Origin of the sequence: Gilliamella apis (assembly GCF_030758615.1) — a bacterium.
Lineage (GTDB): Bacteria > Pseudomonadota > Gammaproteobacteria > Enterobacterales > Orbaceae > Gilliamella > Gilliamella apis_A.
This window is the reverse complement of the sequence record NZ_CP132381.1, coordinates 2,109,017-2,123,878: the sequence shown is the minus strand read 5'-3', so window position 1 is coordinate 2,123,878 and position 14,862 is coordinate 2,109,017. Positions and strand designations below refer to the sequence as shown.

The window sequence follows — 14,862 nt, the reverse complement described above, 5'->3', positions numbered from 1 at the left end:
CACTAGAATTACAATTTATTATAAAAGTTGAGAATATCATGTTTCATTTTGTCGCTTCTGATTTAGATGGCACTTTGCTAAATACTGAGCATAGCTTATCGCCATTTACTAAAAAAATTCTTCAAGCTTTACGTCAAATGGGGATTCACTTTGCCTTTGCTACTGGTCGACATCATATCGATGTTGGTCAAATGCGTGAAAATATGGAAATCGACGCTTTTATGATAACCTCAAATGGTGCTAGAGTTCATGATAGTCGAGGTAATTTAGTTTTTAGTCGTAGCTTTGAGCCTAATCTAGCCTGTGAGTTAGCACAAATTTGTCAAGACAGTTCATATATTTATACGCATGTTTATCGTGGTGATGATTGGTTAATTAATAAACCAGATGCATATTCGCTTAGTTTTTTTACTGACACGCAATTTAAATATCAATTTTTCGATCCGCGTAATTTTGTCGCTGATGATATTGCCAAAATTTATTTTACCACTTCTGATGTTGCACATAACCATCATTTGGTTGAACTAAAACACAAAATTGAACAACAATTCGGCAAAAAAGTTAGTATCGCTTTTTCTACAGCAAACTGTCTTGAAGTGATGGCGGAAAATGTAACTAAAGGTAGTGCATTAAAATTAGTGGTTGAAAGTTTAGGTTATCAGCTTAAAGATAGTATTGCCTTTGGTGATGGAATGAATGACTATGAAATGTTAAAAATAGCAGGGAAGGGTTGTATCATGAAAGATGCAAGTCCTGAACTTAAGTCATTACTTCCTGAACTTGAAGTAATTGGCTCTAATGCTGATGATGCTGTACCTCACTATTTAGCTAATCTTTTACTTTAATTTGAATAGTTATATTAACCATAAATATGATTGTTGATAAAGATCTTAATACTCTGGGCTTGCGTTGCCCAGAACCCATTATGCTGGTTCGTAAAGCGATTAGAGAATTAGCTGTTGGTCAAATCTTACATGTTATAGCTGATGATTTGGCTACAACTCGTGATATTCCTAGCTTTTGTCGGCATATGGATCATCAATTAGTTAATGCTCAGATTGAATCTATACCATTTGAATATTGGATTAAAAAATCACATTAATAAATTGATCTGAATAATTTTCAATTAAATTCATTTTTATTACGATAAATCAATTTGTTTTAAATGATAGTGTAGTGTGCGCCAATCATTAGGTGCAAGATTATCGATCATTAAAAATAATACTCTTCTTTTGCCATCACGACATGATTTTAAATTTAAAATTACCATATAACGTAAAAGCAGTGGTTTTCGCATTAAATGCCAACGTTGTTTATGCCAATAAATTTGGTGTATATATTCAAATAATGCCAATTCACCTTTAATAGTTCTGAAATAATTGACACTACGCCACCATTCAACGATTAAAACTAAAATTAAAATATAGATATAACAATTCAAGAATGTATCGGCTAACTGAATAAAACTTATCATAATTAAAATTAAATAAAAACAACTAGAACCCAATAATTGTAAAAAAGATCGAGTAAGATTTGTGCTCCACATATTAATATTCTTAAATTGATGTAAAGCACAATTATTTAATTGTTTTATCTGTTTTATTTAAAAATATAAAAATATTGTGAGATAATACGCAAAATTCTTGAATAATTTAGTAATAATACGGTTAACATCGTCAATTTATTAGCTATTTGGTTGTTGTTTTATAACGTATTGGTTGTAGTAATTTATTAATCAATGTATTAGTAACGATGTATAAAAATGGCAATTAACTTTAACTTTAACTTTAATTTAAATTTCTTGTTTAAATTAAAAGAATTAATGGTTAAAAATTTGATTCAAGTATTATTTGCAATATAGATAATTATTGCTTTTTATTTTGAGTCTTATCGAGTAAGTAGTATACTCGTCGGTTAAAAATGATATTAATAAATATAACAACAGTTTTATTATCTTTCTTTGATTAAAAATCAATTGGATAGGAATGATTTGTGATAATACTAAAAATATTAAAATTTTGCCTTAAACTTTTTATAGGTTTATTTCTTTGTGGTTTAATTATTGGCATAGCTGGTTATAGCTATTATTCAAAAGATCTACCGGATGTTGCAACATTAAAAGATGTTAGATTGCAAACACCTATGCAAGTTCTCAGTAAAGATGGTGAATTGATCGCTGTTTTTGGTGAACGTCGACGAATACCATTAAAATATGATCAAATTCCACCTGTTGTCGTAAATGCTGTTATCGCTACTGAAGATGCTCGTTTTCATGAACATTTTGGCATTGACCCAATTGGTATTGTGCGAGCAATGTATGTAGGATTAAAGCAAAAAGGTTTTTCACAAGGTGGTAGTACTATCACCCAACAAGTTGCTAAGAACTTTTTCTTAACACCTGAAAAAAGCATATCTCGTAAAGTAAAAGAGATGATTATTGCTATACGTATGGAGCAAGAATTATCTAAAGACGAGATAATGGCATTATATCTTAATATGATCAATTTTGGATCACGAGCTTATGGTATAGCAGCCGCATCATTTACTTTTTTTGGTAAAACTCCAGACCAGTTAACCATAGATGAAGCCGCATTGCTTGCTGGTTTACCAAATGCACCTTCAGCATTCAATCCGATTTCTCATCCAGATAAAGCGTTAATTAGACGCAACTGGGTATTGGGACGAATGTTAGACCAATCTTATATTACTCAAGCTGAATATGATGAAGCAATTAAGCAACCATTAAATGCAAGTTACCATACACCAAATATTGAATTTTCTGCGCCATATGTTGCTGAAATGGCGAGACAATTTATGTACGATAAATTTGGTGAAAATGCTTATACTGATGGTTACAAAGTTTATACGACAATCTCTAAAACAGATCAAGTTGCAGCAACTGAAGCAGTTCAAAAACATATTATTGATTATGATATGCGACATGGCTATCGTGGCCCTGAAAAAATCTTATGGGAAAATAATGAGCCAGCCTTAGATGAAGATCAAATCCAAGCAGCCTTACATAAATATATCTGCTACAGCGGTATGTGTCCAGCAGTGGTATTAGAATCGAATGATAAAGAAGCAAAAGCTGTATTATCTGATAAAAGTAATATTACCATTGCTTATCAAGATATGAAGTGGGCAAGAAAGTTTATTAATGATAATCAACAAGGTGCTTCACCAAGAAAAGTTAACGATACATTAAAAGCAGGTCAATTAATTTGGGTGAAAAAATCTGGTGATAATTGGGCTTTAGCGCAAATACCTGCTGTTAATGCTGCATTGGTTTCTCTTGATTCGGATAATGGGGCTATTAAGGCTATTGTTGGTGGTTACGATTTCAACTTAAGTAAATTTAATCGTGCAACACAAGCATTACGTCAGTTGGGCTCTAATATTAAACCATTTATCTATACAGCAACGTTAGAACAGGGCTTAACTATGGCAACTCTGCTTAATGACGCACCTATTGTGCGGACTACTGGTAGTGTGACATGGCGTCCTAAAAATTCACCGCCAACCTACGCAGGGCCATTAAGAATGCGAATCGGTTTAGGAATGTCTAAAAATGTGATGATGGTAAGGGCACTACGTGCTATAGGTATCGACTATGCGGCAACCTATTTAGAACGTTTCGGATTCCCGAAAGAAAATATTTCTCATAATGAATCATTAGCCTTAGGTTCAGCATCATTTACACCTTTACAAGTTGCTAGGGCATATTCAGTAATCGTGAACGGTGGTTATTTAATCACACCATATTTAATTGAAAAAATTGAGCACGATAATGGCAGTGGAGTGTTTTATCAACACCAACCATTGATTGCTTGTCATAATTGTAAAGATGAGGTTGTGAAATTTGATTCAGTTTCAGTATCGTTAGATAATGTTGAAAACGAATCGAATGAACTTGGTAATGAAGAGCCTGAAGAGGCTAATCTTAAGTCAGAAGATAATCTAATCTTACCTGATATTAATAATGATAACAAAACCGCTGATGTAACACCTAAATATGCGCCACATACGGTTGATAGTGGTATTGCTTATATTATGAAAGATGGTTTACGTACCATCGTGTTTGGTGGTTCTGATTGGCAAGGTACAGCGTGGCGTGTAAAAGCCTTGGGTCGAAGAGACGTTGGTGGTAAAACAGGTACTACTAACCAATCGAAAGATGTTTGGTTTTCTGGGTTTGGTGGCAACATTGTAACATCGGTTTGGATGGGCTTTGATGATCACCGTCGTGCTTTAGGGCGGACTTTCCGTGCCGAAGCTGGTGCAGTTACAGCTAATCCAGTCTGGGTTGATTATATGAAAGTTGCTCTTAAAGATGTACCAGAAAAACAAGATGTAAAACCAGATAATGTGATTTCAGTGACAATTGATCAACGAACAGGCATGTTACCAGGTTCTGGTGCAAGAACAATGTCAGAATATTTTATTAAAGGAACTGAGCCAACTACATATGGATCACAAGAAGTTGGTACTAGTGTGACGGATTCACAAGGCAATACTCAAGAACTATTCTAAGTAAGGTTATTATATGAATGGTTCAATAAGAATTATTGGTGGTAAATGGCGCGGTAGAAAATTGTCGGTTCTTGATAAGCAAGGCCTGCGCCCAACCACAGATAGGGTAAAAGAAACTTTGTATAATTGGTTAATGCCAATTATACAAAATAGCAATTGTTTAGATTGTTTTTCAGGTAGTGGTTCATTAGGTTTTGAAGCTGCATCACGTGGAGCTCAATCAGTCACTTTATTAGAGAAAGACAAGCAGGTAGCTAATCAGCTGAAAAAAAATAAACAACTCATTGCAAGTGATAATATTGACATTTATGCAACCGATACTTTTCAATGGTTAGATAAACCTGCGCAAAAACAATTTGATGTTGTTTTTATCGATCCACCTTTTCATCAATCATTGATTGAAAAGACAATAACACTACTTGAAAATAATCATTGGTTTAATTCATCCGCTTATATTTACATCGAGTCTGAAACCACTCATGATCTAACTAGTTATATTCCATCAAATTGGTATTTACATAGAGAGAAAACAGCCGGACAAGTTCATAGCTATCTATTTATACGAGAAGACAAATAATGTTTATACTTTTGGGTAAATTAATCTATTCATTTATATGGTTATTTTTATTATTTAACTTAGTTCATCCATTTCCAAAGCCAGCCAATGTTGTTGCATACGTTGGATTGGCCGCTTTTGTTATAACACATGGCTTACAAGCTTGGTTATTACAATCAACGATGACCAATCAAGAAAAGCAGCAGGATAAATTTAAAGCACTTAGACTTTTTATTTTTGGTGTTTTTGAAACACTTAGCTGGAAGAACAAAAAATAACGATTAAAAAAGGTTGCCATACACGAATATTTTTGTATAATGCTCACCACTTCTTTCGAAGCATTCAATATGCGGGAATAGCTCAGTTGGTAGAGCGCAACCTTGCCAAGGTTGAGGTCGCGAGTTCGAACCTCGTTTCCCGCTCCAATTTAAGATTTATAGTATCCTATAATCAACAGTTAACATATTTCCCTTTTTGGAACTGTCAATAATTGCCATCTCTGTGTCTATATAAGTACGTAAATGAAATGCATCAATTCTACTACAGACATACCGACTCAACAATTGGTATACTCATAGAACTCACTAATCAACAAAGTACTATCGTTTTGTGAGCCAATTATAAAACATGGTGTAAAGTTGATAGCTTATGTATCAATAAAATTGAACAAAACCTAAAATATCAAAGCTAATATTTTGGTGAAGAAGCCAGATTATATTACGAAACTTTTAAGTTTTATGAGAAGTAAATAGGGAGATTTATCACTCCAAATCCGATTATGTTATTGGTTGGGATTAACTTATATTAGTATACTTCTAATCCAATAGTTTGGTTTGATCCTTTTGGAATAGATTCTATGTCAGATAAAGTCATTGTTTGTAGAAGATGAGTTTGTTTTCCAGATTGATTGGCGATAAAATAGACACAAAGAAAATTCGTAAAATGTTTCTGTTAACTATAGATTTACAAAAACATTAGATAATTAGGTAATGGAATATAACGTAATAATGTTGGTGACATACGAGCAACAGGAGGGAGATATCCCCTCCAAATGCTTCTAATCCACATCATGCAAGCTTATAAGGAATGAATCGTTAAAAAGCGGCATAGTTAATGGATATTTCAAAATTATTGTAGAAGAAAGGTAATTTTTAATGAAAAGTATACTTACAGATCAGGAACTTAAAGAAATATCAGATCGTTGTAGTAAAGCAACAAATGGTCCTTGGATTTCTTATGTAGAAGGAAGGGATCACGTTAGTGGTTCAAATTTTATCATGACTGGTTTAGATGATAATAGAGGTGAAGATATAGAGTTATTCGGCGCAACAATCGATGATCAAGATTTTATTGCTCATGCTCGACAAGACATTCCAAAATTATTAGCGGAAATAGAGTCATTAAAGAAGCAACTTAAAATAATAAGTTAATAATTATGGTATACAGGACTATGCTGCATAAGCAAAATAGAGAAACTTACTTCTATAAAATAGGTAGCTACACCCAGTTAGATCTATTGATACCAAATACAAAATAGATCAAGTCTATTACAACCATAATGGCGGATCGGTTCATCCATATCCCTCATTAATGAATAAAGAACAATCGTTTGATAAGTCAATTACAAAGCATGAGGCGAGATAGATAGTTTTTGCATTAATGAAATAGAGAAAAATCTGCGTTCTCAAAGCAATGACTTTGATGGAAAAACTGAGTTACATTACAATATCTTTAGGTATTATGATAAGCATTTACTATTGAAAGACGCGATTGGTTATTAGAAAGGAAGAATCTTTGCTTATAAACCTGATCCTATTACTTAAATTGATTAGCGTAGATTATTATTGATAATTTAAAAGACCAAACCGAATACAGAAACTCACCATAATACTACACCCCATAAGTTAAATAGAGTGTTTAACCAAAAGATAGCTAATATCGCATAAGTAATCGTATCAAAATGATGTTTGTTCTTTACTTTTTTGTAATTTGTATTGATATACTCGCCATATCACTAATTGAATTATTATTCATAAATTAAAAAACTCTGAAAGCATAGACTAATGACAATATTTTTATTGTTTCTTTATACCTATCTATTTTATCGCCTTATCTACTCTTATTGAGGTCAGAAGTTTGGTATTGGTTACGCGAATTTAAAAGAAGTAAGTCCCAACTATGAATCGATTGTATTTCTATTATAGAGTAGAATAGTTTTTTTATTTAATTATAAATAATCTTGTTTTGTTAAGCTCATATATTCTATTAAACTATCAACAAATAACCTTACATTCAGCGGTAGGTATTTGGCATGTGGGTATAATAAAAAGAATGGCCGTGTTGCGCCATTAAATTCCTTTAATACCTCAACGAGTTCACCACTTTTTAATTCTTTTTCTATTGAAAAACGATAAACTTGCATAAGGCCGGCATGATTTTTGACTAATTCATTAGTTGCCAAAAAATCATCCAATATAGTAAAGTTGCCTTTTATTTCTAACTCTATTGGTTTTCCTTTTTTACAGAAGTGCCATGAGATTTTACGTCCTGTACTCGGTAATTCAAATTCAATACAATTATGTTTTTTTAAATCTTCTAACATAACTGGGATCCCCATATTTTGTAAATATGTTGGGGTTGCCACAACAATTAATTCTGAATCCTCTAATTTTCTGGCGATTAGATTACAGTCTTTCGGTTTTTGTCCTCTTATTGCTATATCAAAATTATCTTCGGAAAAAATTATATTGCGATTACTAGAATGTATATCAATATGGATATTTGGATACTTTTTCTTAAATAGTAGCAAAAAGGGAATTAGTCTAAAATGGGTAAATGGTGTTGGTGCACTTATTCTTATCAAACCGTGCAATGAACTTTGTGTGTTCTTTATTGTAAGTTCTGCATCATTTAACTGATTTAACGCTTGTCGGCATTGCTCATAATATGCTTGCCCGAAAGATGTAACGCGCAATTGGCGTGTTGTTCTGACAAACAATCGGACATTTAATCTATCTTCTAAACGAGCAATTGATCGGCTAACCGCTGCTGGTGTAATACCTAGCATGTTTGCAGCTGCTGTAAAACTGCCTTTCTCAACAGTAAGGCAAAAGTGTTCGATACTACTTAACTGAAAATCTTTGTAATGACGTGACATAATTCCATTAATTACATTATGTAATAACTGTAATTAATTATAGCCTGTTTTTCAATTTTAAAACATAGATTACAGTATTGCTAAATGTTAAATATATTACTGGAGAGTTTTATGAGTATTTCAAATAAAACAGCTATTATTACTGGCGCTGCTGGGGGGATAGGTTCAGCACTTGTCAAAGCATATCTAGAGTTAAATTATAATGTTGTGGCTAATGGCCGTAATAGTGCTAATTTAGAGGCTATGGCTGTTAAGTTGGGTAACCCTGAGCGTTTACTTCTTATTTCTGGCGATATCGGTAAACCAGAAACTTCGAAAAAATTATTTGCCAAAGCGATAGAGCGTTTTAATAAAGTTGATGTTTTAATTAATAATGCAGGAATTTTTATTGCCAAACCTATCATTAATTATACTGAGGAAGATGTTGATACAATCATCAATACCAATTTGAAAGGCTTTTTTTATCCATCACAAACAGCTGCTAACCATATGATGAACAATGGCGCTGGTCATATCATTAATATAACTGCATCAATTGCTATTCAGCCGAATGCTAAGTTACCTACATTATTACCTGTATTGATTAAAGGTGGAATAAATCAAGCTACGCGAGCATTAGCTTTAGAATTATCTTCATCAAATATACAAGTGAATGCCATTGCTCCAGGTGTAATTGATACCCCCCTTAATGCAATTCATAATGCACAAGATAGAGAAAATTTAGCTAAAATGTCTCCCATGGGAAAAATTGGCAATCCGCAAAATATCGTTGATGCAGCTGTTTATTTAACGCAAAGTGAATTTGTGACAGGAACGACAATGATTGTAGATGGTGGCGCCTCAACGGGTGTTTGGTAGAAAAATACCTAAAATTAAATAAAACTTCAAGTAGTGACTATTTATATATTATTGATTGATAAATGTATAATCATACTGCAAAATTAACCAATAATTTTATTTACTTGCCAATTGAATTATTAGTTAAAAATGTATTTTTTATGCTTTTAATCTAATTAATAAGTAAGTTACAACACAATTGAGTTAGTGATGAATATTAGAAAAACAAAAATTATTAATAAATTAAATAGTTTATTAAACCGTCAGGTTGCTTTAATTGCGGAAGATATTGATTATTTAAGTTACCAAACAGCCTCTATTCCTAGCGATATTTCTGCTTATGACGCTTATAGAATGATGACTCAATCTCAACCTAAATGGCTTAAAATATTATTTAAGATGAGAGATTTTTTAGGCAGAATGGTAGGAATTAGAACAATAAAAGGTTTTGAACAGTTAAGTAAAAATATACCTAATGTTGGCGATAAAGTGCATTTTTTTAACGTTATTGAGTTAGAAAAAGATAAATTAACTTTAATCATTAGAGATCATCATCTAGATGTTTGTTTACACCTTCGTTTAATTGATGATAATGATAAACAAAATAAATTGTATGTAATTACATCAGTCAAAAATCATAATGTTATCGGCAAGATATATATGGCACCTGTGTCTGTTCTACATCCATTTATTGTTAATAGACTATTGATTAATCTTAAAGCTAAAAAATAAATGTATTAGTAAATGTTGGTTGAATTTGATTGCATAATTAATCATTTTTAACTTTATTTCGTGTTATAAAAAACAAGTCAGAATAAGTAAAAGTTTTTAGCTCTGAAAAATTTGGCTAAAGATTTATGCAAATAATTTGAAATATATAAGGAGTGTATAATGATAATTGTAACTTTTAAGTTTAAAAAACCTTTGGAAGAATTGTTAGCTAAATTTGAAGAACATAATAAATTTTTAGATGAGTATTTTGCCAGCAATAAGTTTATTGCGTCTGGTCCTTTAGAGAATAAAACAGGTGCGATTATTGTAGCAATGAGTGATTCACTTGAAGAAGTTAAAAATATTATGAAATTAGATCCATTTTGTATTTATGATCTTGTTGATTTAGAATTTACCTTATTTCAAGCGAATAAAATTTCGCCTAACTTATTAAGTAATTAAATTTACATTACCTGGTTTGATGGGTTAAAAGTAGGTTGCATTCAATGCACCTACTTAATCGAATAATTTAGTAAATACTAAAAAACTTACTTCAATAAAAGTATTTTGGCTATCTAAAAACTATCCGTAGTACGATATCCACCGCCACCAGATGAAGAGCTCGATGAATAACTATTCCTACTGGATGAGGAACTTGAAGAACTTGATGAAGTTCGACTACTATTAGATGACCAGCTTGATGAGCGACTTGAGCGCCTAGAAGATGATGAACTTGAGCTACTTAATATCGACCAGCCACTATTTGTACTTGAGGAAGTTGTATTATTTCTTAGTACGCGTCTAGCTAAAAGCTCCATAACGATTTTTTCAGGAGAATCACCATATTCTATTAAGTTATTTAGTAGGTTATTAAGTGTGTTTGAAGAAATTTTATATTCATAAAAAGAACTAGGTATATTATTTTGCCTAAATAAATTCAATGTTTGATTAAAGCGAATAAAAATATCTTCAAGGTTTCCAATTGATTGTTGAAAATGTGGAATACGTTGTTCAAGTTTTTTTATCTGTTTATCTAATTCAGGAATTTTTTTAAGTAATATATCATCTTCTTTGGATTTAGTTTGTAAGGTTAGCTGCTCAAGTTTTTTAATTGACTGATTTTCTAGTAACTTAGCTAGCTTTGAAGATAAATTTTTAAACTGAACGCTTTGTCCTGATTGTGTGTCATTTAATGTATTATAAGCCTCTTGCTTCTGGCATTCAGCTTTATCTAAATCCTGTTCAATTTTAGCTAATTCAGTTTTTAATTGCGGTAGCTTCAAACTGTTTTCAACCAGTTGTTCTTTGTTATTTTTTTGTTTTAAGGCCAAATCGTATAATTTTTTCTGATTATCGTATTTAAATTGCGATTCTTTCATTAAAGATTCGAGTATTTTTTGGTTTTTATAATTTTCATTAAAATGAACAAATTCAGCTAGCGATTCATCCAGATTTCTAAAAATCCAACGACCTTTATAATTATCTTCGCCATAGTTTCTTTTGATTAAATAATTGTAATAGTTATTTTTACTGTACTCGGCTAATTTTTTTGAGAATTCTTTTTGGCATACTTCATAATCTTTGGTTATTTTTTCTAAATTTTCTTGTTCGATAGTAAAACGATTAAACGATGAAACGTAATCAGGATCGCTTTCCAGTTGTAGCACCTTTTGGGTAGTAAGTTCATCTAACTTTGCAAGAGTATTTGTTAATTGCTGTTGATATTGACCAGTTTGTTTTTCTAATTTACTAAGCTTGCTAGTTAAGTCACTATATAGTCCCTGCAATTGCTTAATAATATTTTGGACTTGAGAATCACTATTTTCCGGTGATTCTTTTAAATAGATGGTAGCAATTTTTTGATAAATACTCGCCTGTTCATTCTTCAAATTCAAAATTTTATCAAGGGTATCTTGTCTTTCTTTATAAGCCGTATCTAAAGTGGCTTTAATACCCTGTGCTTGTTCATAAATTTTATTTTCAATTATTTTGGTCTGCATGGTTTACCACTCTAAAATCCTTCCAGATTTCACTGATTTTGGACAATTGAAGATTAAACGTCCTTTCGGTTTGGTACAAAGTTTATTGTTATCAATATGCCCATCTTGCATTTTATCGCTTTTAACACTGTTATATTGTTCTAAAGTGACTTGTTGGCCAAATGTATTTACCAATTTTGATTCTCCAGTTTCAATACTTTGTACCCATAATGAATCTGAATGGTTATTGGTTGTCATCGGTCTGACAATCAAGTACCACGATTTACCATTAGTATTGTCATGAGTACGCTCCACTCCCGATTTATAATCTGGATGATCAACAATAGTTAACGTTAAATTGGTTTGAGCTAGTTTTATATAGTAAGCCATCATTTCTTGATAATGTTCGACATGCTCAAAATTCAAATTTTTTAAATCAGCAGTTAAGGCATTTTGTAAAGTAATAACTTCACTCATATCAGAGTTAGGTACGTTTAATGTTTGTAGTTGTTTAGTATCAGATAGAATTTTATTTTCAAGAGCTTCAGCACGTCCAACGGAATGAAAAAGTGTTTCTATTGGTTCAACATCAATATCTTGTTGTCCTTGATTGAGATTATCAAGAATTTTATCAACTGAAATTTGTAAAATAGGATATTTTTTAGTTGCCTCTATAAACTCTTTACTTTGAATTAAGTTGGCCAATTTTTTATCCTTTTCAAGTAATTCACTTAATTCTGTTATTTGTTTTGTGATCTCAGGTAAAGTAGAGGAGATTGAGTTATCAAGTTCTTTTAGATCATTAAGTGTTTTCTGATTCATCTCAAACGTTGGCGATGAAATCTCCGTTGATTCAGTAACATGAAGATTAATCTCTTGATTGAGTAAATGAGTAATTGAGTCTTTTAATTTTTTTACGGGAACTTGTGCAAAGTAAACAGGAAGTTTATCAATTTGCAAAAATTTATTGTTAAGATCATTTAAGGTATTTTTTTGGGATAAAATATGACTATAAGTTGTATCGATATTATCATTAATTTTTAGAATATTTTTTAATATGCTGAAGTTGAGCAACAATAAAATAACTAAGATCACACCGATAAAAGGATAAAGTATATTTCTTTTTATGTAACAAAAAGCAAAAAAACGAATTAACCAACTACGTTTAGGTGCAATAAATTGTAATCTTTGGTTAAACCAAAGATTAATTCCCTTTTCAATGATTTCGTCATTAACAATTTGCCCCTTAGCTTGATAATAATTTTTTATATTTTCTGCTAAGTTTGTACGCAAAGCGTTATGATCAAGGTGCCCAAGTAATAATTGTTGCTTTTGATAAAGTTCGTCAATGATTGCCATTGCACCTAGTTGGTCACTAAGCTTAATATTTGACATTAATTATTAGCCTTTAAAATAATATTATTAAAGCGTTGTTTACCATCTTCAACAATACGATCTATCTCTTTCGCATTATCAATTGATTCATTACGTAATTCGGCAATTAGCTGCTGACTTGATTCTTGATAATTGACAATTGCGTCGACTAAAGCACGTAACGAATCAGCTTTAATGGTTGAGCTATATCCAGCACGTAAGCTTTCTTCTAATTGTTTATTACCCGCAGATGCAATGCTTTCAATACCTTTATTCATGCCATCTTTCATCGCGTCTAACGTTTTAGTACTTTCGCTTAAACCAGTTAAAGAAGTGATTGATGCACTTAATGCAGTAAAAACAATTTCATTGGTGGAAAAAAAGCTTACACTTTGTTGATAAACTCGTTCTTTCACTGAGGTTGTTTGTTGTATACGGGCAAAGACTGCTTCTGCTGAATTATAAGAAACGGTTAAATTATTGGCTAAATCCAATATTATTTGGTAACGACTGTCTTCTTGTTGAACATTACGTAATGCTTCATCGCGGATAAGCTCTAAACGCGCTTTTGCCACATGATCATCTTCTTTAAAATTATCCACATCGGCAATGGCTAAAGATAATTTATTTTTACATTCTTCAAGACGAGCGGTTGCTATTTGAACTAATTCTTCGGCAGTGATTTGAGCTTGTTTCAATCCAAATCGAAAATCTTGATAGGCATTTAGAATAATATGCTCACGCTCAATTTGATTACCAGTTTCTTGCGATACCTGTAAATAGGTCTTTTTTATCAGATTGAATCGGTCGGGAATAGAGCCTCGTTGAAGTTTCATCCAACCTATTTTTATTCTTTCAAAAAAATCTAATCGACCATCATCAAGCCAACCTAGCATTTTTTCCATATCCGTTCGGATACTATCAAAATGATTAACAATTTTGGTGTAACGTTGTGAAACTTCAACACCATCTATTTGTTCGCGAACCACTTGGTTAAAAGCACTTTGTTGTTGTAAGGTTCGTGCTATTGCGATAACTCGATTTTTATCAATTTCGGCAACATTATCCAATAACTTTAAAATTGGTGCATCGGCTTGTGGTTTAATAATAATTCCGATTTTATTTAATAATTGTACTGCTCTATCAATATAAGGTATGACCTGGCTAGACATTTATAAATCCTTTAATTTTTATTATTACATCGACAAATCTGCTAAATTATATCTTAATATATTGTTTACAACAATTTATCTCAATATTCTTTATGATTCTAAAAAGAATTATTAAAACTAAGAATTTTGAGCATAGTAGGATATTAATTATAAAATAGTTTATTTAATGGGTAGTTTTTTTGCTTGATTTTCTATTTTAATTTTTGAGTAAAATTGTTATTTTAGAATTTAAGTTATTGCAATCGGCTATAATCTTGCTTAACTTATTAAATAATTAAGTTTACATTATCTAAGCCAATTAGCTAAAAGACGATTGCATATAATGGATTGAATAATTTAGGAAATACTAATAAAGCCACCGATATAAAACTCATTTTCTTTTTACACACATTAATATATTTTATTCTTTTAATTGCCAATTTACCTACTATGTGGTAAAAATGAGCGTTGTTCCAGTCAGTTTTCTTTTTGTGATAATCAAATTATCTATAACATAGTTTTTCTTTTTCTATTTTAAATTATTTACTAATTTAGTCTTATCAT

At 31.4% G+C, this 14,862-nt stretch carries 14 protein-coding genes and 1 tRNA gene; 10 read left to right on the top strand and 5 right to left on the bottom strand.

The window, feature by feature from the left end; translation table 11 throughout:
* Nucleotides 1-38: 38 nt before the first annotated feature.
* The gene (locus RAM17_RS09770) at nt 39-845 is read left to right on the top strand and encodes a Cof-type HAD-IIB family hydrolase (protein WP_110447446.1); all 807 of its coding nucleotides are present in this window, start codon (nt 39-41) and stop codon (nt 843-845) included.
* A 26-nt stretch (nt 846-871) separates the two neighbouring features.
* Nucleotides 872-1,102 carry a sulfurtransferase TusA gene (tusA, locus tag RAM17_RS09765; protein WP_110447447.1) on the top strand — a complete coding sequence of 77 codons (231 nt, stop codon included), beginning with the start codon at nt 872-874 and terminating at the stop codon, nt 1,100-1,102.
* A gap of 39 nt (nt 1,103-1,141) precedes the next feature.
* Here tusA and RAM17_RS09760 read toward each other — a convergent pair whose 3' ends face one another.
* The gene (locus RAM17_RS09760; protein WP_110447448.1) at nt 1,142-1,546 is read right to left on the bottom strand and encodes a protein YgfX; all 405 of its coding nucleotides are present in this window, start codon (nt 1,544-1,546) and stop codon (nt 1,142-1,144) included.
* Between the two features lie 446 nt (nt 1,547-1,992).
* Between RAM17_RS09760 and RAM17_RS09755 the strand changes: the two genes are divergently transcribed.
* The 5 genes from RAM17_RS09755 (at nt 1,993) to RAM17_RS09735 (ending at nt 6,519) form a co-directional block, all read left to right on the top strand.
* Nucleotides 1,993-4,533 (top strand): penicillin-binding protein 1A, encoded by a 2,541-nt coding sequence (locus tag RAM17_RS09755; protein WP_220000037.1) that lies wholly within the window; start codon nt 1,993-1,995, stop codon nt 4,531-4,533.
* Nucleotides 4,534-4,546: 13 nt separating this feature from the next.
* Nucleotides 4,547-5,110 carry a 16S rRNA (guanine(966)-N(2))-methyltransferase RsmD gene (gene rsmD, locus RAM17_RS09750; RefSeq protein WP_110447449.1) on the top strand — a complete coding sequence of 188 codons (564 nt, stop codon included), beginning with the start codon at nt 4,547-4,549 and terminating at the stop codon, nt 5,108-5,110.
* Complete coding sequence (locus tag RAM17_RS09745; protein WP_086364237.1) at nt 5,110-5,367, top strand: DUF1145 domain-containing protein; 258 nt, start codon at nt 5,110-5,112, stop codon at nt 5,365-5,367. The genes rsmD and RAM17_RS09745 overlap by 1 nt, the downstream gene beginning before the upstream one ends.
* Nucleotides 5,368-5,438: 71 nt before the next feature.
* Nucleotides 5,439-5,514 (top strand) — tRNA-Gly (locus RAM17_RS09740).
* 729 nt (nt 5,515-6,243) lie between these two features.
* Nucleotides 6,244-6,519, top strand: a complete 276-nt coding sequence (locus RAM17_RS09735; protein ID WP_110447450.1) for a hypothetical protein — start codon at nt 6,244-6,246, stop codon at nt 6,517-6,519.
* 797 nt (nt 6,520-7,316) lie between these two features.
* On the opposite strand, the gene RAM17_RS09730 is transcribed toward RAM17_RS09735, so the two are convergent.
* Nucleotides 7,317-8,246 (bottom strand): LysR family transcriptional regulator, encoded by a 930-nt coding sequence (locus RAM17_RS09730; protein WP_110447451.1) that lies wholly within the window; start codon nt 8,244-8,246, stop codon nt 7,317-7,319.
* Nucleotides 8,247-8,357: 111 nt separating this feature from the next.
* Here RAM17_RS09730 and RAM17_RS09725 point away from each other — a divergent pair, with 111 nt between their 5' ends.
* The 3 genes from RAM17_RS09725 (at nt 8,358) to RAM17_RS09715 (ending at nt 10,256) form a co-directional block, all read left to right on the top strand.
* Nucleotides 8,358-9,104 (top strand): SDR family NAD(P)-dependent oxidoreductase, encoded by a 747-nt coding sequence (locus RAM17_RS09725; protein ID WP_110447452.1) that lies wholly within the window; start codon nt 8,358-8,360, stop codon nt 9,102-9,104.
* Nucleotides 9,105-9,293: 189 nt separating this feature from the next.
* Nucleotides 9,294-9,815: a DUF2867 domain-containing protein gene (locus RAM17_RS09720; protein WP_110447453.1), complete on the top strand. Its 522-nt coding sequence runs from the start codon at nt 9,294-9,296 to the stop codon at nt 9,813-9,815.
* Nucleotides 9,816-9,974: 159 nt separating this feature from the next.
* On the top strand, nt 9,975-10,256 hold the full coding sequence (locus RAM17_RS09715) for a YciI family protein (protein ID WP_110447454.1): 282 nt from the start codon (nt 9,975-9,977) through the stop codon (nt 10,254-10,256).
* 113 nt (nt 10,257-10,369) lie between these two features.
* On the opposite strand, the gene RAM17_RS09710 is transcribed toward RAM17_RS09715, so the two are convergent.
* Genes RAM17_RS09710 through RAM17_RS09700 form a run of 3 tightly spaced genes read right to left on the bottom strand, consistent with a single transcriptional unit; the run spans nt 10,370 to nt 14,319 of the window.
* The gene (locus tag RAM17_RS09710) at nt 10,370-11,794 is read right to left on the bottom strand and encodes a hypothetical protein (RefSeq protein WP_110447455.1); all 1,425 of its coding nucleotides are present in this window, start codon (nt 11,792-11,794) and stop codon (nt 10,370-10,372) included.
* A 3-nt stretch (nt 11,795-11,797) separates the two neighbouring features.
* Nucleotides 11,798-13,168: a DUF6384 family protein gene (locus tag RAM17_RS09705; RefSeq protein WP_110447456.1), complete on the bottom strand. Its 1,371-nt coding sequence runs from the start codon at nt 13,166-13,168 to the stop codon at nt 11,798-11,800.
* Nucleotides 13,168-14,319 (bottom strand): merozoite surface protein 3b, encoded by a 1,152-nt coding sequence (locus RAM17_RS09700; RefSeq protein ID WP_110447457.1) that lies wholly within the window; start codon nt 14,317-14,319, stop codon nt 13,168-13,170. Before RAM17_RS09700 ends, RAM17_RS09705 begins: the two co-directional genes overlap by 1 nt.
* Nucleotides 14,320-14,862: the final 543 nt, after the last annotated feature.